This is a genomic window from Pseudomonas sp. TE6283 (assembly GCF_054060555.1).
Map to the genome: position 1 here is coordinate 147,992 of NZ_JBSSDH010000002.1, position 19,146 is coordinate 167,137.

At 65.2% G+C, this 19,146-nt stretch carries 20 protein-coding genes; 13 read left to right on the forward strand and 7 right to left on the reverse strand.

The window, feature by feature from the left end; all coding sequences use genetic code 11:
* Positions 1–10 precede the first annotated feature (10 nt).
* The 3 genes from ACVWZ5_RS04280 to ACVWZ5_RS04290 all read left to right on the forward strand — a co-directional run bounded on the left by ACVWZ5_RS04280 (position 11) and on the right by ACVWZ5_RS04290 (position 2,740).
* A complete protein-coding gene (locus ACVWZ5_RS04280; protein WP_050707388.1) occupies positions 11–676 on the forward strand; it encodes a fumarylacetoacetate hydrolase family protein in 666 nt (221 codons plus the stop codon).
* A gap of 151 nt (positions 677–827) precedes the next feature.
* Complete coding sequence (locus ACVWZ5_RS04285) at positions 828–1,748, forward strand: SdiA-regulated domain-containing protein (protein ID WP_084941180.1); 921 nt, start codon at positions 828–830, stop codon at positions 1,746–1,748.
* An 86-nt stretch (positions 1,749–1,834) separates the two neighbouring features.
* Positions 1,835–2,740, forward strand: a complete 906-nt coding sequence (locus ACVWZ5_RS04290; RefSeq protein ID WP_084941183.1) for an SdiA-regulated domain-containing protein — start codon at positions 1,835–1,837, stop codon at positions 2,738–2,740.
* 106 nt (positions 2,741–2,846) lie between these two features.
* Here the strand turns inward: ACVWZ5_RS04290 and rpiA are convergent, their stop codons facing one another.
* A complete protein-coding gene (gene rpiA, locus ACVWZ5_RS04295; protein WP_011536226.1) occupies positions 2,847–3,521 on the reverse strand; it encodes a ribose-5-phosphate isomerase RpiA in 675 nt (224 codons plus the stop codon).
* A gap of 133 nt (positions 3,522–3,654) precedes the next feature.
* Between rpiA and ilvA the strand changes: the two genes are divergently transcribed.
* Both ilvA and ACVWZ5_RS04305 read left to right on the forward strand, forming a co-directional pair.
* Entirely contained in the window at positions 3,655–5,169 is a 1,515-nt protein-coding gene (gene ilvA / locus ACVWZ5_RS04300) for a threonine ammonia-lyase, biosynthetic (protein WP_028688495.1), read from the forward strand.
* Positions 5,170–5,222: 53 nt separating this feature from the next.
* Positions 5,223–5,648, forward strand: coding sequence for a DUF2269 family protein (locus ACVWZ5_RS04305; protein ID WP_062572521.1), 426 nt, complete (start codon positions 5,223–5,225; stop codon positions 5,646–5,648).
* 32 nt (positions 5,649–5,680) lie between these two features.
* Here the strand turns inward: ACVWZ5_RS04305 and ACVWZ5_RS04310 are convergent, their stop codons facing one another.
* A complete protein-coding gene (locus tag ACVWZ5_RS04310) occupies positions 5,681–6,337 on the reverse strand; it encodes a histidinol-phosphatase (protein WP_062572520.1) in 657 nt (218 codons plus the stop codon).
* 141 nt (positions 6,338–6,478) lie between these two features.
* On the opposite strand from ACVWZ5_RS04310, the gene ACVWZ5_RS04315 reads away from it, so the two are divergent.
* A complete protein-coding gene (locus ACVWZ5_RS04315) occupies positions 6,479–6,958 on the forward strand; it encodes an RNA pyrophosphohydrolase (RefSeq protein WP_028688498.1) in 480 nt (159 codons plus the stop codon).
* Positions 6,959–6,980: 22 nt separating this feature from the next.
* The gene (gene ptsP / locus ACVWZ5_RS04320) at positions 6,981–9,254 is read left to right on the forward strand and encodes a phosphoenolpyruvate--protein phosphotransferase (protein WP_050707395.1); all 2,274 of its coding nucleotides are present in this window, start codon (positions 6,981–6,983) and stop codon (positions 9,252–9,254) included.
* A 95-nt stretch (positions 9,255–9,349) separates the two neighbouring features.
* Here ptsP and ACVWZ5_RS04325 read toward each other — a convergent pair whose 3' ends face one another.
* The gene (locus ACVWZ5_RS04325; RefSeq protein ID WP_457340428.1) at positions 9,350–10,096 is read right to left on the reverse strand and encodes an NRDE family protein; all 747 of its coding nucleotides are present in this window, start codon (positions 10,094–10,096) and stop codon (positions 9,350–9,352) included.
* A 131-nt stretch (positions 10,097–10,227) separates the two neighbouring features.
* On the opposite strand from ACVWZ5_RS04325, the gene ACVWZ5_RS04330 reads away from it, so the two are divergent.
* Genes ACVWZ5_RS04330 through ACVWZ5_RS04340 form a run of 3 tightly spaced genes read left to right on the forward strand, consistent with a single transcriptional unit; the run spans position 10,228 to position 12,856 of the window.
* Complete coding sequence (locus tag ACVWZ5_RS04330) at positions 10,228–11,010, forward strand: sulfite exporter TauE/SafE family protein (protein ID WP_062572518.1); 783 nt, start codon at positions 10,228–10,230, stop codon at positions 11,008–11,010.
* A 16-nt stretch (positions 11,011–11,026) separates the two neighbouring features.
* The gene (gene lgt / locus ACVWZ5_RS04335; RefSeq protein WP_050707398.1) at positions 11,027–11,836 is read left to right on the forward strand and encodes a prolipoprotein diacylglyceryl transferase; all 810 of its coding nucleotides are present in this window, start codon (positions 11,027–11,029) and stop codon (positions 11,834–11,836) included.
* Positions 11,837–11,884: 48 nt separating this feature from the next.
* Positions 11,885–12,856 carry a thymidylate synthase gene (locus ACVWZ5_RS04340; protein ID WP_457340429.1) on the forward strand — a complete coding sequence of 324 codons (972 nt, stop codon included), beginning with the start codon at positions 11,885–11,887 and terminating at the stop codon, positions 12,854–12,856.
* A gap of 101 nt (positions 12,857–12,957) precedes the next feature.
* On the opposite strand, the gene cadR is transcribed toward ACVWZ5_RS04340, so the two are convergent.
* Positions 12,958–13,401 carry a cadmium resistance transcriptional regulator CadR gene (cadR, locus tag ACVWZ5_RS04345; protein WP_028688504.1) on the reverse strand — a complete coding sequence of 148 codons (444 nt, stop codon included), beginning with the start codon at positions 13,399–13,401 and terminating at the stop codon, positions 12,958–12,960.
* A gap of 111 nt (positions 13,402–13,512) precedes the next feature.
* On the opposite strand from cadR, the gene ACVWZ5_RS04350 reads away from it, so the two are divergent.
* The gene (locus ACVWZ5_RS04350; protein WP_457340430.1) at positions 13,513–15,744 is read left to right on the forward strand and encodes a heavy metal translocating P-type ATPase; all 2,232 of its coding nucleotides are present in this window, start codon (positions 13,513–13,515) and stop codon (positions 15,742–15,744) included.
* Positions 15,745–15,776: 32 nt separating this feature from the next.
* Complete coding sequence (locus ACVWZ5_RS04355) at positions 15,777–16,646, forward strand: LysR family transcriptional regulator (RefSeq protein WP_062572515.1); 870 nt, start codon at positions 15,777–15,779, stop codon at positions 16,644–16,646.
* Positions 16,647–16,704: 58 nt separating this feature from the next.
* On the opposite strand, the gene ACVWZ5_RS04360 is transcribed toward ACVWZ5_RS04355, so the two are convergent.
* The gene (locus tag ACVWZ5_RS04360) at positions 16,705–17,181 is read right to left on the reverse strand and encodes a DUF4399 domain-containing protein (protein WP_096048938.1); all 477 of its coding nucleotides are present in this window, start codon (positions 17,179–17,181) and stop codon (positions 16,705–16,707) included.
* Between the two features lie 228 nt (positions 17,182–17,409).
* On the opposite strand from ACVWZ5_RS04360, the gene ACVWZ5_RS04365 reads away from it, so the two are divergent.
* Positions 17,410–17,892, forward strand: a complete 483-nt coding sequence (locus ACVWZ5_RS04365; RefSeq protein WP_323089082.1) for a transporter substrate-binding domain-containing protein — start codon at positions 17,410–17,412, stop codon at positions 17,890–17,892.
* A gap of 76 nt (positions 17,893–17,968) precedes the next feature.
* On the opposite strand, the gene ACVWZ5_RS04370 is transcribed toward ACVWZ5_RS04365, so the two are convergent.
* Together ACVWZ5_RS04370 and ACVWZ5_RS04375 are read right to left on the reverse strand one after the other, a co-directional pair.
* Positions 17,969–18,466 (reverse strand): DUF523 domain-containing protein, encoded by a 498-nt coding sequence (locus tag ACVWZ5_RS04370; protein ID WP_457340431.1) that lies wholly within the window; start codon positions 18,464–18,466, stop codon positions 17,969–17,971.
* Complete coding sequence (locus ACVWZ5_RS04375) at positions 18,453–19,076, reverse strand: 2OG-Fe(II) oxygenase (protein WP_062572512.1); 624 nt, start codon at positions 19,074–19,076, stop codon at positions 18,453–18,455. The genes ACVWZ5_RS04370 and ACVWZ5_RS04375 overlap by 14 nt, the downstream gene beginning before the upstream one ends.
* Between the last annotated feature and the right edge of the window lie 70 nt (positions 19,077–19,146).

The window sequence follows — 19,146 nt, forward strand, 5'->3', positions numbered from 1 at the left end:
GGAGTCGGCCATGAGTTACCAGCACCAGTACGTAGACGGCACGCGCATCCACTTCCCGCTGGGCAAGGTGGTGTGCATCGGCCGCAACTACGCCGAGCATGCCAAGGAACTGGACAACCCCATCCCCAGCGAGCCGCTGCTGTTCATAAAACCCGGCAGCTGCGTGGTGCCCCTGGAAGGCGGCTTCAAGATCCCGACCGAGCGCGGTTCGGTGCACTACGAAGCGGAGATCGCCGTGCTGCTGGGCAAGCCTCTGTCCACCCATCCCTCCGAGGAAGAGGTGCTCGACGCCATCTCCGGCTTTGCCCCGGCGCTGGACCTCACTCTGCGCGATGTGCAGGCGAAGCTGAAGGAAAAGGGCCTGCCCTGGGAACTGGCCAAGTGCTTCGATGGTGCCTGCGTGCTGCCGCCGTTCGTGTCGGCCGGTACCTTCGAGGACCTGACCGATATCGGCATTCGCCTGACCATTAACGGCGAGGTACGCCAGGACGGCAACAGCGCGCTGATGCTCAACCCGATCGTGCCGATGATCCAGCACATGGCCACGCATTTCTCCCTGCAGGCCGGCGATGTCATCCTCACCGGCACCCCGGCGGGCGTGGGGCCGTTCAATGTGGGCGATGAGCTGGTGCTGGAACTTCCGGGCGCGAGCCGGTTCGAAGGCCGGGTGCTCTGACCAAGTTCGACGACGGCGCAATGCCGTCGTCGCCGCACTTGCCGGTAGGATTTGTCGTTTTTTTCACAATTGATCCGGATAATTCGTTGTTTCCCGCTCCTTTGCCGACCGTGGCGGCCACCCCGCCGCCTATTGCCAGGATCCCTGTCCGATGATCAATCCCCCCAGCGCATCACTGCCGCCAAAGCGACGACTGATCACCCGCTGGTCGCTGTGGCTGCTTGCGCTGGCGATCATCGCCTATGGCCTGGTGGTGGCCATGCATTGGGATGACCGTGGCCTGCTGTGGATAAAGGAAGGCTTCGAAAGCCAGGCCGAGCGCCAGGAAAGCATCTGGCTGCCGGACTACGTGGTCGACATCGATGCCAAGCCATTGCCGGGCATGGAGCGTGACGAAGCATCGGACCTCGCGTTCAATCCGCACACCCGCACCTTGTTCTCGGTCATGGGCAAGCACCCATTCCTGGTCGAGCTCACCCTTGACGGTGATGTATTGCGCAAGATTCCCCTGGTGGGCTGGTCGAACCCGGAAGGCGTGGCGGTACTCGAAAATGGCCAGGTCGCCATTGTCGACGAGCGCAACCATGACCTGACGCTGGTCAAGGTGGATGCCACCACGACATCGCTGAACCGCGCCGACTACCCGCCCTATGACCTGGGCAATACCGAGGATGGCAACAAGGGCTTCGAAGCCATTGCCTGGGACCAGATCCGGCAGCGGCTGATCATCGGCGCCGAGCGGCCACCGAAACTGTTCATCTGGAGCACTGACGGCCAAGGCCCGCTCAAGGGCGACAAGCAACCGCTGCCCAGCGACGAATTGGACCTGCGCAACCTGTCGGCACTGGGCATCGACCCGCGCACCGCTCACCTGCTGGCGCTGTCGGCGGACTCCAACATGCTGCTCGAACTGGACGAGAAGGGCGAGCAGGTCAGCTTCATGACCTTGCTCGGTGGCTTCAACGGCCTGGGTGACACCATTCCGCGGGCTGAAGGTGTGGCGATGGATGACAGGGGCAACCTGTACATCATCAGTGAGCCCAACCTGTTCTATCGTTTCAGGAAGCCCTGAACTGCCAGACTTGCCGGATGATGGCATTAAGCTTTGCTTCAGTTGATAGTGGTTAGCTACGCGCTCCTTTCGCCGAGTCCGACCGCATGCGCCGCCACCTTCGCCTGATCTTCGCCTTCATCGTGCTTGTTGTCCTGCTCGTCCTGGCTGCTGCCGGGCATGAGTTCCGCCTGTTCGAGCGCGGCTGGTTCAACCTCAAGACCTGGTGGCAACCGGCCGAACAAAGCATCGGCCTGGATCGCTACCGGGTGGCGATCGAAGCGCAGCCCATCGTCGGGCTGGACGACGATATCTCGGCGCTGACCTACGACCCCGACCGCAAGAGCCTGTTCACCGTCACCAATGCCCGCTCGGAGCTGATCGAGCTGTCGCTGGACGGACGTATCCTGCGCCGCGTGCCGCTGACCGGCTTCGGTGACCCCGAGGCGGTGGAGTATGTGGGGCCCAACAGCTACGTGATCACCGACGAGCGCCAGCAGCGGCTGATTCGCGTGCGCCTGGACGACGACACCCTGTTCCTCGACGCCAGCGATGCCGAACAACTGTCCCTGGGCATCGGCCTCAATGGCAACAAGGGCTTCGAGGGGCTGGCCTACGACTCGGCGGGCAAGCGCCTGTTCGTGGCCAAGGAGCGGGATCCGATGATGATCTACGAAGTCCATGGTTTCCCTCATGACAATCCTGGGAAGCCCTATGCGGTGCATGTGGTACAGGACCGCAAGCGTGACCGGCGGTTGTTCGTGAGGGACTTGTCGAGCCTGCAGTTCGATGAGCGCAGCGGGCATCTGCTGGCGCTGTCGGACGAGTCGCGGCTGGTGCTGGAGCTGGATGTGAAGGGCAAACCGCTGAGTACGCTGTCGCTGCGCAAGGGGTCTCAGGGTTTGAAGCAGACCGTGCCGCAGGCGGAGGGGATTGCGATGGATGACGCCGGGACCATTTACCTGGTCAGCGAGCCGAACCTGTTCTACGTGTTCAAGCAGCCGGCTGATTGATTGCCTGGGCTGGCACTGTCACGGGGCAAGCGGACTTACGCCTGCCCCTGTAGGAGCGGCCGCTCCTACAGGGATCGCGCAAGACTTGAGGTTAGCGCGACCAGGCTTACTCGGCCTTGAGGGTCTTCACGCCTTCAGCGGTCCCCAGCAACAGCACATCCGCCGGACGCGCCGCGAACAGGCCGTTGGTGACCACGCCGACGATGGCGTTGATCTGGCTTTCCAGCTCCACCGGGTTGGTGATCTGCAGGTTGTGCACATCCAGAATGACGTTGCCGTTGTCGGTCACCACGCCTTCACGGTAGACCGGGTCACCGCCCAGCTTGACCAACTGGCGCGCAACATGGCTGCGGGCCATCGGAATCACCTCGACCGGCAGCGGGAAGGCGCCGAGCACCGGTACGAGCTTGCTGGCGTCGGCGATGCAGATGAAGGTCTTGGCCACCGCCGCGACGATCTTCTCGCGGGTCAGGGCCGCACCGCCGCCCTTGATCAGGTTGAGGTGGGCGTCGCTCTCGTCGGCGCCGTCGACGTAGAACTCCAGCTCGCTGACGCTGTTCAGCTCGTAGACCGGGATACCATGCCCCTTCAGGCGCTGGGCGGTGGCTTCGGAGCTGGCGACGGCGCCATCGAAGGCGGTCTTGTGCTGGGCCAGGGCGTCGATGAAGAAGTTGGCGGTCGAACCGGTACCGACGCCGACGACGCTTTTCTCATCCAGTTTCGGCAGGATGAGATCGACGGCGGCCTGGGCGACGGCCTGTTTGAGTTGGTCCTGGGTCATGCGGGCTCCGGGAGGGGCTGGGCGGATTTCAAAGTTGCCTAGTATAACGGCTCCGGTGGCTTTGCTGTGGTCGCCCGACGTGACGCTGCGGTAGACTCCCAGCCCTTGTCCCGCGGCCCAGTGATGCTTTCCGATGCTCGAACAGTACGTCAAGAAGATCCTCACCTCGCGCGTCTACGACGTTGCCGTCGAAACCCCGCTGCACAGCGCCGGGCAGTTGAGCAAGCGCCTGGGCAACACCGTGCTGCTCAAGCGCGAGGACCTGCAGCCGGTGTTCTCGTTCAAGATCCGCGGGGCCTACAACAAGCTGGCGCAACTAAGCGCCGAGGAACTGGCCCGCGGCGTGGTCACCGCCTCCGCCGGCAACCACGCCCAGGGCCTGGCCCTGGCGGCGCGGGAGCTGGGGATCAAGGCGACCATCGTCATGCCCAAGACCACCCCGGAGATCAAGATCGAAGGCGTGCGTTCCCGGGGCGGCAAGGTGGTGCTGCACGGTGACACCTTCCCCGAGGCGCTGGCCTACTCGCTGAAGCTGGTGGAAGAAAAGGGCTTCGTCTACATCCACCCCTACGACGATCCGCACACCATCGCCGGGCAAGGCACGGTGGCCATGGAAATCCTGCGCCAGCACCCGGGCCAGCTGGACGCGATCTTCGTGCCGGTCGGCGGCGGCGGGCTTATCGCCGGCATCGCGGCGTACGTGAAGTACCTGCGCCCCGAGATCAAGGTGATCGGCGTCGAGCCGGACGACTCCAACTGCCTGCAAGCCGCCATGGCTGCGGGCGAGCGCGTGGTGCTGCCGCAGGTCGGCCTGTTCGCCGATGGCGTGGCGGTGGCGCAGATCGGCCAGCACACCTTCGATATCTGCCGCCATCATGTCGACGAGGTAATCACCGTCAGCACCGACGAGATCTGCGCGGCGATCAAGGATATCTACGACGATACCCGCTCGATCACAGAACCTGCAGGCGCACTGGGCGTGGCCGGTATCAAGAAATACGTCGAGCTCAAGGGCGTTGCCGGGCAGACCCTGGTGGCCATCGACTCGGGTGCCAACGTCAATTTCGACCGCCTGCGCCATGTGGCCGAGCGCGCCGAACTTGGCGAGAAGCGCGAGGCGATCATCGCCGTAACCATTCCCGAGCGCCCGGGGAGCTTCAAGGCCTTCTGCGAGGCCATCGGCAAGCGCCAGATCACCGAGTTCAACTACCGCAAGCACACTTCGGACGAGGCGCATATCTTCGTCGGTGTGCAGACCCACCCGGAAACCGACCCGCGCGCGGCGTTGGTCCAGCAGTTGACCGAGCAAGGTTTCCCGGTCACCGATCTGACCGACAACGAGCTGGCCAAGCTGCACATCCGCCACATGGTCGGTGGCCACTCGGCCGGGGCCAGCGACGAGATGGTGCTGCGCTTCGAGTTCCCCGAGCGGCCGGGCGCGCTGTTCAACTTCCTCAACAAGCTGGGTGGGCGCTGGAACATCTCGATGTTCCACTACCGCAACCACGGCGCCGCCGATGGCCGGGTGGTCGCGGGCCTGCAGGTGCCGGAGGAGGAGCGCCACCTGGTGCCAGCGGCGCTGGCCAAGATCGGCTATCCGTACTGGGACGAGACCGAGAACCCGGCCTACCAGCTATTCTTGGGCTGAACACGCCAAACGGCCCCCGCGATGAAGCCGCCAGCAAGAAGGACGATCACGAAATGGAACACCTGACCACCCTCAAGACCCTGCACATCCTCGCCACCGCCCTGTTGCTGCTGGGCGGTCTGGGCCTGGCGATCTGGACTGTCCGCGCCCGCCGCCAGGGCGATACCGAGGCCTACGGCAAGCTGTTGCGCCGACCACTGGTGTTCGTCTGGCTGCTGATGGGATTGTGCCTGGTGAGCATGCCGTTCACCGGCTGGTGGCTGGTGCACCTGGTCGGCTGGCCGCTGGGGCAGGCCTGGGTGCTGGCGTCCAGCATCATCTATACGCTGGGCGCGTTTGCCGTGTGGTGGCTGGTAGTGCGGCTCAACCGGCTGCGCAAGGCTGAAACCGTGGGTTTGAAGTTCACCTTGGCATTGGCGCTGTTCAGTGGCGTCTGCTTCCTGTCCATCGCAGGCCTGATGGGCGCCAAGCCGATCTAGGTTCCGGGGGCTGCTTTGCAGCCCCGCCGATCTCACCTCCGAAGAGAAATCACCGGCCACCCCCGCCGCTCGGCCTCGGCCCGCAGCTTCGGATCCGGATCCACCGCCACCGGGTTCGCCACCACCTCCAGCAGCGGCACATCGTTCAGCGAGTCGCTGTAGAAGTAGCTGTCTTCCAGGTCGAACCCATTCTCCAGCATCCAGCGCGCAAGCCGCGTCACCTTGCCTTCACGGAAACAGGGTATATCGGTACTGCGCCCGGTATAGCGCCCGTCCTGCGTTTCGCATTCGGTCGCCAGCAGCACGCGCACGCCCAGGCGGCGGGCGATCGGCGCGGTGACGAAGCGGTTGGTGGCGGTGATGATCACCAGCTGGTCGCCGGCCTCGCGGTGCTGGTGCAACAGGGCCTCGGCCCTGGGCAGGATGATCGGTTCGATGCAGTCGCGCATGAACTCGCGGTGCCATTGATCCAACTGCGCGGGTTCGCTGGCCGCGAGGATTTCCATGGAAAAGGCCAGGTAGGCCTGCATGTCCAGGGTGCCGTTGAGGTAGTCCTGGTAGAAGGCGTCGTTGCGTTGCTTGTAGGCGACCGGGTCGAGAATGCCCCGCTCGCACAGGTAGTCACCCCAGGCGTGGTCGCTGTCGCCACCGAGGAGGGTATTGTCCAGGTCGAATAAAGCCAGGCGCATCGCGGTCACTCGCATCAGCCACGGGAGAGTCCCGCAGAATACGGAGTTTTCACCTCGCTGCACATAAGCTTGGCGGGCGCGTTGCTGCGCGCTCGGGCTTTGTGGAACAATGCGTTGACATGCGTTTGCGAGGTTGCTGCCGTGATCGACCCGGATGGTTTTCGCCCCAATGTCGGGATCATTCTCACGAATGATGCCGGGCAGGTGCTATGGGCTCGGCGGATCAACCAGGATGCCTGGCAGTTTCCCCAGGGTGGCATCAACCCTGACGAGACGCCGGAAGATGCCCTGTACCGCGAGCTGAACGAAGAAGTGGGCCTGGAGCGCCAGGATGTGGAAATTCTTGCCTGCACCCGTGGCTGGTTGCGTTATCGTTTACCCCAGCGCCTGGTGCGCACCCACAGCCAGCCCCTGTGCATTGGCCAGAAACAAAAGTGGTTCCTGCTGCGCCTGGTGAGCAATGAGCAACGGGTGCGCATGGACCTCACCGGCAAACCGGAATTCGATGGCTGGCGCTGGGTCAGCTACTGGTATCCGCTGGGCCAGGTGGTGACATTCAAGCGCGAGGTATACCGCCGCGCCCTGAAAGAGCTAGCCCCGCGCCTGCTGACGCGCGACTGACGACGGAGTCCGACCCCGAGCCATGCTCAATACGCTGCGCAAGATCGTCCAGGAAGTGAACTCCGCCAAAGATCTCAAGACGGCGTTGGGTATCATTGTCTTGCGCGTCAAGGAGGCGATGGGCAGCCAGGTCTGCTCGGTCTACCTGCTCGACCCGGACAGCAACCGCTTCGTGCTGATGGCGACCGAGGGCCTGAACAAGCGCTCCATCGGCAAGGTCAGCATGGCCCCCAATGAAGGCCTGGTCGGCCTGGTCGGCACCCGCGAGGAGCCACTGAACCTCGAGAACGCCGCCGACCACCCCCGCTATCGCTACTTCGCCGAGACCGGCGAAGAGAAATTCGCCTCCTTCCTCGGTGCGCCGATCATCCACCACCGCCGCGTGGTGGGGGTACTGGTCATCCAGCAGAAGGAACGCCGCCAGTTCGACGAAGGCGAAGAGGCCTTCCTGGTCACCATGAGCGCCCAGCTCGCCGGGGTGATCGCCCATGCCGAGGCGACCGGTTCGATCCGCGGCCTGGGCCGCCAGGGCAAGGGCATCCAGGAAGCCCGCTTCGTCGGCGTGCCAGGCTCGCCGGGTGCCGCCGTCGGCCGTTCCGTGGTGATGCTGCCGCCTGCCGACCTCGAGGTGGTGCCGGACCGCACCGTCGAGGACATCGACAACGAACTCAAGCTGTTCAACAACGCCCTCGAAGGCGTGCGCGAGGACATGCGCAAGCTGTCGGCCAAGCTCGCCACCCAGCTGCGTCCCGAAGAGCGCGCGTTGTTCGACGTGTACCTGATGATGCTCGAGGACGCCGCCCTCGGTGGCGAGGTGGTCGAGGTCATCAAGACCGGCCAGTGGGCCCAGGGCGCGCTGCGCCAGGTGGTCGGCGAGCACGTCAACCGCTTCGAGCTGATGGACGACGACTACCTGCGCGAGCGCGCCTCGGACGTCAAGGACCTGGGCCGGCGCCTGCTGGCCTACCTGCAGGAAGCCCGTTCGCAGTCGCTGGTCTACCAGGACAACACCATCCTGGTCAGCGAAGAGCTGACCCCGGCCATGCTCGGCGAGGTGCCGGAAGGCAAGCTGGTGGGCCTGGTCTCGGTACTGGGCTCGGGCAACTCCCATGTGGCGATTCTAGCCCGTGCCATGGGCATCCCGACCGTCATGGGCGTGGTCGACCTGCCCTATTCGAAGGCCGACGGCATCGAGATGATCGTCGACGGCTACAAGGGCGAGGTGTTCACCAACCCGGGCGAGGTGCTGCGCAAGCAGTACAGCGACGTGGTCGAGGAGGAGCGCCAGCTGGCCCGTGGCCTCGACGCCCTGCGCGAGCTGCCGTGCATCACCCCGGACGGCCATCGCATGCCGCTGTGGGTCAACACCGGCCTGCTCGCCGATGTGGCCCGCGCCCAGCAGCGCGGCGCCGAAGGCGTCGGCCTGTACCGCACCGAAGTGCCGTTCATGATCAACCAGCGCTTCCCCAGCGAGAAGGAACAGCTGGCGATCTACCGCGAGCAGTTGCAGGCGTTCCACCCGCTGCCGGTGACCATGCGCAGCCTCGACATCGGTGGCGACAAGTCGCTGTCGTACTTCCCGATCAAGGAAGAAAACCCGTTCCTCGGCTGGCGCGGCATCCGCGTCACCCTCGATCACCCGGAAATCTTCCTGGTGCAGACCCGTGCCATGCTCAAGGCCAGCGAGGGCCTGAACAACCTGCGCATCCTGCTGCCGATGATTTCCGGCATCCACGAACTGGAAGAAGCCCAGCACCTGATCCACCGTGCCTGGGGCGAGGTGCGCGACGAGGGCACCGACGTGCCGATGCCGCCGGTGGGGGTGATGGTGGAAATTCCCGCCGCCGTGTACCAGACCCGCGAACTGGCGCGCCAGGTCGACTTCCTCTCGGTCGGTTCCAACGACCTGACCCAGTACCTGCTGGCGGTCGACCGCAACAACCCACGGGTCGCCGACCTGTACGACTACCTGCACCCGGCGGTGCTGCAGGCGTTGCAGACCGTGGTCAGCGTCGCCCACGAGGAAGGCAAGCCGGTGAGCATCTGCGGCGAGATGGCCGGTGACCCGGCCGCGGCGATTTTGCTGATGGCCATGGGCTTCGACAGCCTGTCGATGAACGCCACCAACCTGCCGAAGGTGAAGTGGATGCTGCGCCAGATCAACCTGGGCAAAGCCAAGGAACTGCTGGCCGACGCAATGAGCCATGACAACCCGCAGGTTATCCACAGCTCGCTGCAACTGGCGCTGAAGAACCTTGGCCTGGCGCGGATGATCGGGCCTAACAAGACCCTCTGATCGTCGGTACCGGCCTCATCGCGGGGCAAGCCCGCTCCCACAAAGTTGCTGCAAGAGCCTCGTGGGAGCGGGCTTGCCCCGCGATGAGGTCGGACTCACACCTCCAGGCTGACCTCGCCCAGGTGCCCGCCAAACGGCCCGAAACTGCGCTCGACCATCCGCCGCCGCCCCTGGTCATCGACGATCAGCACCGTGCTCGCCCGCGTCCCATAGTTCTGGCTGGCGATGAACACGCTCGACAGCAACCTTTCGGTGGCCAACCCCACGCCAGTCTCCGGCAGCTCACCATCCGACGCGGGCTGCGCATCGCCCAGCAGGGTCAACAGCCGTTGCGGATCGGCGGCCTCAAGCAAACTCTCAAGCCCGCTACGCGCCTTCACCAGCTTGGGCCACGGCGTATCCAGCCCGGCGTTCGAAAGCCCGTAGACCCCAGGCGCCAACAGACGCGGCGCGGCCTCACGGGCATGCAGGTAGCCCAGCCGCTCGCCATCGCCCACCAGCAGGTTGAACCCCGAGTACTGCCCACTGCGGCTGGCCACCTGGTCCAGGTAGGCCTCGACATCCAGCTCGCCCTGCAGGTACGCCGCCACCAGCTCGCCCCGTGAGCGCGGCCCCAGCGGCTGGCGCGGATCGCGGATGTTGGTCAGCGCGGCGAAGCGCCCGTTCGGCCCCACGCCAAGCCAGGTGCCGCCGGCCTCCAGGTCGCGCCCGGCATGCACCCCCGGGGCATCCTCCCAGGCCGCCAGGGCCTGGGTCGGCCGGGCATAGAACTCGTCGCGGTTGGCCGCGACGATCAGCGGCCGGGCTGTCCCCGGCCGCCAGGCGAATACGATCAGGCACATAGGTTGTCCCCTGTGTTTTCGGCCACTCTACCTGCGCCGCCGACCGCTAGCCATCATCTGACACAGAGTTCACTAGAGCGCCGGGCTTGGCTTCCGTTACCATGCCGGATTGTTTTCCACTGGGGCCACGAATGGAATTCGCTCTCTATCTGCTGTTGGGCGCCTGCGCCGGCGTGCTGGCCGGGCTGTTCGGCGTTGGTGGCGGCATCATTATCGTGCCGGTGCTGGTGTTCAGCTTCACCCTGCAGGGCTTCGACCCTTCGGTGCTGACCCACCTGGCGGTCGGCACGTCGCTGGCGACCATCGTCTTCACCTCGATCAATGCCGTGCGCGAGCACCAGCGCAAGGGGGCGGTGCAATGGCCGGTCTTCGCCTGGATGACCGTGGGCATCCTGCTCGGCGCACTGGTCGGGGCCAAGACCGCCTCGCTGATCCAGGGCCCGATGCTGCAGAAGATCATCGGCGTGTTCGCCCTGGTGATCGCCGCGCAGATGGCCCTGGACCTCAAGCCCAAGGCCAGCCGCGGCATCCCCGGCAAGCCCGGGTTGACCGCCGCCGGCGGGGTGATCGGCTGGGCCTCGGCCATCTTCGGCATCGGTGGCGGTTCGCTGACCGTGCCGTTCCTCACCTGGCGCAGCCTGCCCATGCAGCAGGCGGTGGCGACTTCGTCGGCCTGTGGCCTGCCGATCGCCCTGGCCAGTGCCCTGGGTTTCATGTGGCTGGGCTGGCACGAGGAACACCTGCCGGCCCACAGCCTGGGCTACGTCTACCTTCCGGCGCTGGTCGGCATCGCTGCCACCAGCATGTTCTTCGCCCGCTATGGCGCGCGTCTGGCGCACAAGCTGTCGCCGCGCGTGCTCAAGCGTCTGTTCGCCGCGCTGCTGTTCTGCGTCGGACTGAGCTTCCTTATCTGAACCTAGAGGAAAGACAATGCTGCCTTACCCGCAGATCGACCCGGTGGCCGTGGCCCTCGGTCCACTGAAAATCCACTGGTACGGCCTGATGTACCTGATCGGCATTGGCGGCGCCTGGCTGCTGGCCTCGCGCCGGTTGAACCGCTTCGACCCGACCTGGAGCCGCGAGAAACTCTCCGACCTGGTGTTCTGGCTGTCGATGGGGGTGATCGTCGGCGGGCGCCTGGGCTACGTGCTGTTCTACGACCTGCATCAGTACCTGGCCAACCCGACCTTGATCTTCGAGGTGTGGAAAGGCGGCATGTCGTTCCACGGCGGTTTCATCGGCGTGATGCTGGCCGCGCTGTGGTTCGGCAAGCGCAACAACAAGTCGTTCTTCGAGCTGATGGACTTCGTCGCGCCGCTGGTGCCGATCGGCCTGGGCGCCGGGCGTATCGGCAACTTCATCAACGCCGAGCTGTGGGGCAAGGCCACCGACGTGCCGTGGGCGATGGTGTTCCCGCCGTTCAGCGACCCGGCCCAGCTGCCGCGTCACCCGTCGCAGCTGTACCAGTTCGCCCTCGAAGGTGTGGCATTATTCGTCATCCTTTGGCTGTACTCGCGCAAGCCGCGCCCGACCATGGCCGTTTCCGGCATGTTCGCGCTGTTCTACGGCATCTTCCGCTTCATCGTGGAATTCGTGCGGGTACCCGACGCCCAGCTGGGCTACATCGCCTTCGGCTGGTTGACCATGGGTCAGCTGCTCTGCGTGCCGATGATCGTCGGCGGCATCTTCCTGATCTGGTGGGCCTACAACCGTAAACCGTCGGCCAAGGCCACCGTCTGATTTTCACGGCAGGGGCGATCCTCCTGCCGTTCTTGCTACAGGTAAGCCATGAAACAGTATCTAGATCTGGTCCGTGACGTCATCGAGAACGGCACGCTGCAGGAAAACCGCACCGGCATCCGCACCATCAGCCTGCCGGGCGCCATGCTCAAGTTCGACCTGCAGAAAGGCTTCCCGGCCATCACCACGCGCAAGCTGGCGTTCAAGTCGGCGATCGGCGAGATGGTGGGCTTTTTGCGCGGCGTGAAGAACGCCGGCGAGTTCCGCGAGCTGGGCTGCAAGGTCTGGGACCAGAACGCCAACGAGAACGCCCAGTGGCTGGCCAACCCGTTCCGCCAGGGCCATGACGACCTCGGCGAGATCTACGGCGTGCAATGGCGCCAGTGGCCGGGCTACAAGCGCATCCCGCTGAGCAACCCGGCGGCCATCGAGATGGCCGAGAAGGCCGGTTTCCGCCGTATCGCCCAGGACGAGGAAGACGGCCAGGCGTTCGTCATCCTGTACAAGGCCATCGACCAGGTGCGCCAGTGCCTGGACACCATCGCCAACGACCCGGGCAGCCGACGCATCCTGTTCCACGGCTGGAACTGCGCCCAGCTGGATGAAATGGCCCTGCCGCCGTGCCACCTGCTGTACCAGTTCCACCCGAATGTCGAGACGAAGGAAATCTCCCTGACCCTCTACATCCGCTCCAACGACCTGGGCCTGGGCACGCCGTTCAACCTCACCGAGGGCGCGGCGCTGCTGTCGCTGTTCGGCCGCCTGACCGGCTACACCCCGCGCTGGTTCACCTACTTCATCGGCGATGCCCATGTGTACGAGAACCACCTGGACATGCTCAATGAGCAGATGAAGCGCGAGCCGCTGGCAGCGCCGAAGCTGGTGATCAGCGACCGCGTGCCGGCCTTCGCCGAGACCGGCAGGTACGAGCCGCAGTGGCTGGAGAAGATCGAGCCAAGCGACTTCTGGCTGGAAGGCTACGAGCACCATGCGCCGATGACGGCGCCGATGGCGGTCTGACAGATCTTCATCGCCTGAGCTGACGCAATCGCGGGGCAAGCCCGCTTCCACGTATGCATTGAGTCACGTGGGAGCGGGCTTGCCCCGCGATGCTTTTGGCATCAATGCCCGTGACTGCGCCCCACATGAGAATGCTCGGTTTCCGGCACCGTCACCGCCCCATTGGTCTCCAGTTGCTGGAGAATCGCGCACTCCGCCCCCTGCGCATTGCACCGCTGCCTCAACTCCACCAGCTGCGCCTGCAGCGCCACCAGCCCGTCGATCCTCGCCTGCACATGCTCGATATGTTCGTCGATCAGCGCGTTGACGCTGCCGCATGAGCCGTCGGGGCTGTCGCGCAGGTTCAACAGGCTGCGGATTTCATCGAGGGTCATGTCCAGGGTGCGGCAGTTGCGGATGAAGGTCAGCCGCTCGACATGGGCCTGGGTGTAGAGCCGATAGTTGCCGTCGCTGCGGGCGGGCTCGGGCAGCAGCTGCTCGCGTTCGTAGTAGCGGATGGTCTCCACGGCGCAGTCGGTGGCCTTGGCCAGTTCTCCGATCTTCATGGCAAATCTCCAGCAGAGGGCTTGACCCTATAGTGGCTACAGGGTGTTCACTTGGCAACAACCCACTCTGCGGAAATCCGCAGAGGCCTGTGCTCAGTTAAGGATGATTCCATGAACCAGCCTGTCAGCCCCGACCACAAGCATGACCACGCGCATGGCCATGAGCCCCACGCCCACAGCTGCTGCGCCAGCAAGGCGGCACCGGCCCTGGTGCAGCTGACCGAGAAGGCCAGCGCCCAGGCGCAGCTCAGCCGTTTCCGCATCGAGGCCATGGACTGCCCCACCGAACAGACGCTGATCCAGGACAAGCTGGGCAAGCTGGCCGGTATCGAGCAGCTGGAGTTCAACCTGATCAACCGTGTGCTTGGCGTGCGCCATACACTGACCGGCACCGCCGAGATCGAGCGGGCCATCGACAGCCTGGGCATGAAGGCCGAACCGCTGGCCGCCGAGGACGACGGCAGCGCCAATGCGTCCCAGCCGAGCAAGACCCGCTGGTGGCCGCTGGCCTTGTCGGGTATTGCCGCGATTGCCGCCGAAGTCGTGCACTTCTCCGGCAAGGCGCCGGAGTGGGTGGTCGCCGCGCTGGCCCTGTCGGCGATCCTCGGCTGTGGCCTGGGCACCTACAAGAAGGGCTGGATCGCCCTGAAGAACCGCAACCTCAACATCAATGCCCTGATGAGCATCGCCGTGACCGGCGCCGTGCTGATCGGCCAATGGCCCGAGGCGGCCATGGTCATGGTGCTGTTCACCATCGCCGAGCTGATCGAGGCACGCTCGCTGGATCGCGCGCGCAATGCCATTGGCGGCCTGATGCAACTGGCGCCAGACCTGGCCACCGTGCAGCAGGCTGACGGCCAGTGGCGCGAGCTCGACGTGCGCGAGGTGCCGATCGGCGCCCTGGTGCGGGTACGGCCGGGCGAGCGTATCGGCCTGGATGGCGAGGTGGTCAGTGGCCAGTCCAGCGTCGACCAGGCGCCGATCACCGGCGAGAGCCTGCCGGTCGAGAAAGCCGTGGGCGACAAGCTGTTCGCCGGCACCATCAACCAGGCCGGTGCTTTGGAGTACCACGTCACCGCCGCCGCCGGCCAGTCGACCCTGGCGCGGATCATCAAGGCCGTCGAGGAGGCCCAGGGCGCCCGCGCGCCGACCCAGCGCTTCGTCGACCAGTTCTCGCGCATCTACACCCCGGTGGTGTTCGCCGTGGCCCTGGCCGTGGCGGTCATCCCACCGCTGTTCATGGCCGGGGCCTGGTTCGACTGGATCTACCGCGCCCTGGTGCTGCTGGTGGTGGCCTGCCCGTGCGCGCTGGTGATCTCGACCCCGGTGACCATCGTCAGCGGCCTGGCCGCGGCGGCGCGCAAGGGCATCCTGATCAAGGGCGGCGTGTACCTCGAAGGCGGGCGCAAGCTGGACTTCCTCGCCCTGGACAAGACCGGCACCATCACTCACGGCAAGCCAGTGCAGACCGACAGCAAGGTCCTCGACCCACTGTTCGAAGGCCGTGCCCAGGCCCTGGCCGCCAGCCTGGCCGCCCGCTCCGACCACCCGGTGTCCGGTGCCATCGACCTGTTCGCCAAGGGCCAGGGTCTGGCCTTGAGCGAGGTCACCGAGTTCGCCGCCCTGGCTGGTCGCGGTGTGCGCGGTGATATCGGGGGCCAGACCTACCACCTGGGCAACCATCGCCTGGTGGAAGAGCTTGGCCTGTGCTCCCCGGAGCTTGAAACGCAGCTCGATGTGCTGGAGCGCCAGGGCAAGACCGTGGTGCTGCTGCTCGACCGCTCCGGCCCGCTGGCGTTGTTCGCCGTGGCCGACACGGTCAAGGACAGCAGCCGCCAGGCCATCGCCGAACTGCACGAGCTGGGCATCAAGACAGTCATGCTGACCGGCGACAATCCCCACACTGCCCAGGCCATCGCCGCCCAGGTGGGGATTGATCACGCCGAGGGCAACCTGCTGCCGGCGGACAAGCTGGCCAGCATCGAGCGCCTGTACGGCGAGGGCCATCGGGTCGGCATGGTCGGTGACGGCATCAATGACGCACCAGCCCTGGCCCGTGCCGAAATCGGCTTCGCCATGGCCGCCGCCGGCACCGACACGGCCATCGAGACCGCCGACGTGGCGTTGATGGACGACGACTTGCGCAAAATCCCGGCGTTCGTCAGGCTGTCGCGCCAAAGCGCGGCGATCCTCACCCAGAACATCGTGCTGGCCCTGGGCATCAAGGCGATCTTCCTGGCAATCACCTTTGCCGGCATGGCCACCATGTGGATGGCGGTGTTCGCCGACATGGGCGTAAGCCTGCTGGTGGTGTTCAACGGCTTGCGCCTGCTGCGCAAATAGGCGCCCGCAGCGCAGAACAGAGGTTATCCACAATGCTGAGCGCCGAGCTCAAAGCCTTCTACATGGTGGCCCGCCTGGGCAGCATCACCCTGGCGGCGAAGAAGCTCGGGCTCAGCCAGCCGACGGTGACCACGCAGATACGCAATCTCGAGGGCCAGTACAACGTCGAGCTGTTCTATCGCGGTGGCCGGCGCCTGGTGCTGAGCGAGGAAGGCGTGCGCCTGCTGCCGATGGTCAAGGCACTGCTGCAGCAGGAGGCCGACATCGAATTCGAGCTGCGCAACAGCGGCCAGGCCCAGGGCAGCCTGCGCATCGCCGCGACGGCGCCCTACTACATCCTCGACCTGGTGAAGGTCTTCCGCGAACGCCTGCCCCAGGTGGAAGTGGCGGTAGAAATCGGCAACTCGCAGCAGGTGCTGGAGATGCTCGAGGAATATCGGGTGGATATCGCCGCCTCTTCACAACTGCTGGAAGATGCGCGCCTGGTGCGCCGCGTGCTGGGCACCGACCCGCTGGTGCTGGCGGTGCACCGCAATCATCCGCTGGCCCAGCGTCAGGCGGTGTCCATCGACGTGGTGGCCGGGCATTGCCTGCTGATGCGCGAGCAGGGCTCGACCACCCGCAAGCTGACCGAGCAGATGATGCAAGAAGCCAATGTGAAGGCCGGGGCCTTGCTGGAGATCGGTAGTCGCGAGTCGATCCGCGAGGCGGTGCTGCGCAACATCGGCATCAGCATCATTGCCCGCCACGAGGTGCCGCATAACCCGGAGCTACGGGTGCTGGCGCTGGAGGAGGCGCCGGTGATGCACGAGTACCTGTACTGCCTGAAGGAACGGCGCCAGGCGCGACTGCCGGCGGCTTTTCTGGGCGTGGCGCAGGAAGTGGTTGGCTCGCAGTTCTGAAACGGCCTGCAATGCGCCCATCGCCGGCAAGCGGGCCGGCCGGCGATGGCGCGGCGGGTCACTTCACGTTGACGGTGATCTTCTGCGACTCGACGCTTGGCTTGAACGGCACGTGGTACTTGTCGCCCAGCACCAGCTGCAGGGTGTGCTTGCCCGGCGTGAGGGTGATGGTCGCCTCGGTCTGCGCCTTGCCGAAGTGCAGCACCTGCGGACCTGCCGGCAGCGGCGCGTTGTTCTCGGGCATCAGGCTCGTGGGCAGCGGCTGGTCGGCCAGGGGCGCCTTGTCCACATCCACCAGCAGGTGGTGATGGCCAGAGTGCGGGGTCTGGTCACCCGCGGGCTTGAGGTCCATGCCTTCGATGCCAAACTTGACGATGAAGGTCTTGTCGACCGTGGCCCCGTCGGCGGGGGAAACGATGAAGACCTTGGCGCCTTCCGGTGGCTGCTCGCTCTTCAGGGCATCCGCGGCACTGGCGAACACCGACGCCCCCATCAGCAGACCGGCGACGGCAGCACGCGAAAATAGGCTTTTCATTCACTTCTCCTGTGATTCACTTCAATTGACCGCTATCACTTAAAGGCAGTGTGGCGGTACTTCACCATAGTCCAACGCGACCGGGAGAGGTTCAAAAACAGGGACAGAAATATTTCAGGGCAGAAGAAAACCTTGCCGCGACCTGGAGGTCTTAGGCTGCGTTCGACCGGGGCAGACGAGAAAGCCACGGCGAATGCACTTCATCTGCCGAACAAGAAAGGGGCACTCATGCGTTTGACCATTGGCATTCTGCTGGCGGCACTGTTCAGCCCATTGGCCCAGGCCGAACTGATCGACGAAATCAACGACCGTGGCGAACTTCGCATCGCCGTGCTTGGCGACGCGCCACCCTATGCGTTCAAGGAGAACGAACACCTGACCGGCTTCGAGATCGAGTTGGGGCAGGCCCTGGCCAAGGAGCTGGATGTGCGGGCCGAGTTCGTCGAGACCGTCGCCGAAGAGGTGCTGCCTGGAGTGGAAAGCGGCAAATTCGACATGACCTTCAACCAGCAAGACGCCGAACTGAGCGACAAGCTCGACGCCATTCGTACCCTGGCCGGCCAGAAACTGGTGATCCCGTACCAGAAGGGCAATCCAGCTTTCGAGACGGCTGTGAACAATGCCCTGCAGCGGATCGAGGATGATGGCCGTCTGGCCGACCTGGAAAGCAAATGGTTCAAGGGCACCAAGCAGGCGACCACCGGACAGTAACACCGCATCGCGGGGCAAGCCCGCTCCCACGCTGCCGTCATGGTCACCATTGCGTGGGAGCGGGCTTGCCCCGCGATCAGACCTTGGCCAACGCTCGCTGCGCGTCTTCCAGCTCCAGCTCGCTGAACACGCGTACCCCTTCGCGACGCAGCAAGGCCGTGGTCACCCCTTCCCCCGCCACCTTCACACCGCTGAAGCTGCCGTCATAGGTCTGCAGGTTGCCACACGACGGGCTGCCAGACTTGAGCACCGCCACACGGATGCCATGCCGGCGCACCAGCTCCAGCGCCAGTCGGGCCCCGGCCAGGAACGCCTCGCTGACATCGTCGCCGGACACCGTCAGCACCCGCGCCTGCCCATCCAGTACCTGAACGCCCTGCCCGCCCGGAATTTCCGCAGGCGGGCGCGGCGTCGGCAGGCCACCGGCCACCTCCGGGCACAGCGGCACCACCCGGCCTTCGGCCTGCCAGCGCTGCAAGACGTCGGGATGACCACTGGCACGCCCGTCATAGCGCACTGGCTGGCCCAGCAGGCAGGCACTGACCAGTACTTTCGGCCGCTCAGAACGGGTCATTGCCACGGCGCCGGAACCAGCCGGTCAACGACAGGCGCTCACGCCCGGCCGGGAGCACTTCGTGCGGCACTTCACCCGACAGGAACACCACCAGGCTGCCCGCCACCGGCTGTACGTCGTGCTCGACACCGTCCTGCAGGAACATCCGCAGTTGCCCGCCATCCTCCGGTTGCCAACCTTCATTGAGGTAGAACACGGCCGATACCATGCGCCGGTCGTCGTCACGGAAGCGGTCGAGATGGCGCTTGTAGAAAGCCCCCGGGGGATACAGCGCAAAATGGCACTCGAAGTCCTCAAGCCCCAGGAACAAGCCCTGGTTGATGGCCTGGCGCAGGCTGTCCATCGCGCCCAGGTAGCGGTCGCAGACCTCCGACTCGCCGGGGTCGAGCCACTGGATCTGGTCGCCACGGATCGCCTCGCGGATCTCCTGCGCGGCGCCGCGACCGACGCTGGCCGGGTTGAGTTCGCCCTCGGCGTGACGGCGACGGCATTCGGCCGCCAGCGCGCGCGACAGCGCGTCGGGCAGGAAGAGAGGTTGCTGCGACCAGCCACGGGTGGCCAGGTCGTCGACGATCGTCGACAGCAGCGAATGTTCGAAAGGCGTGTGCATGGCGCATCATAGCCATTCGCCAATCGCTCGCACAGCGCCACTTGGTCAGGAAGCGCCGCTGGCGACTCGA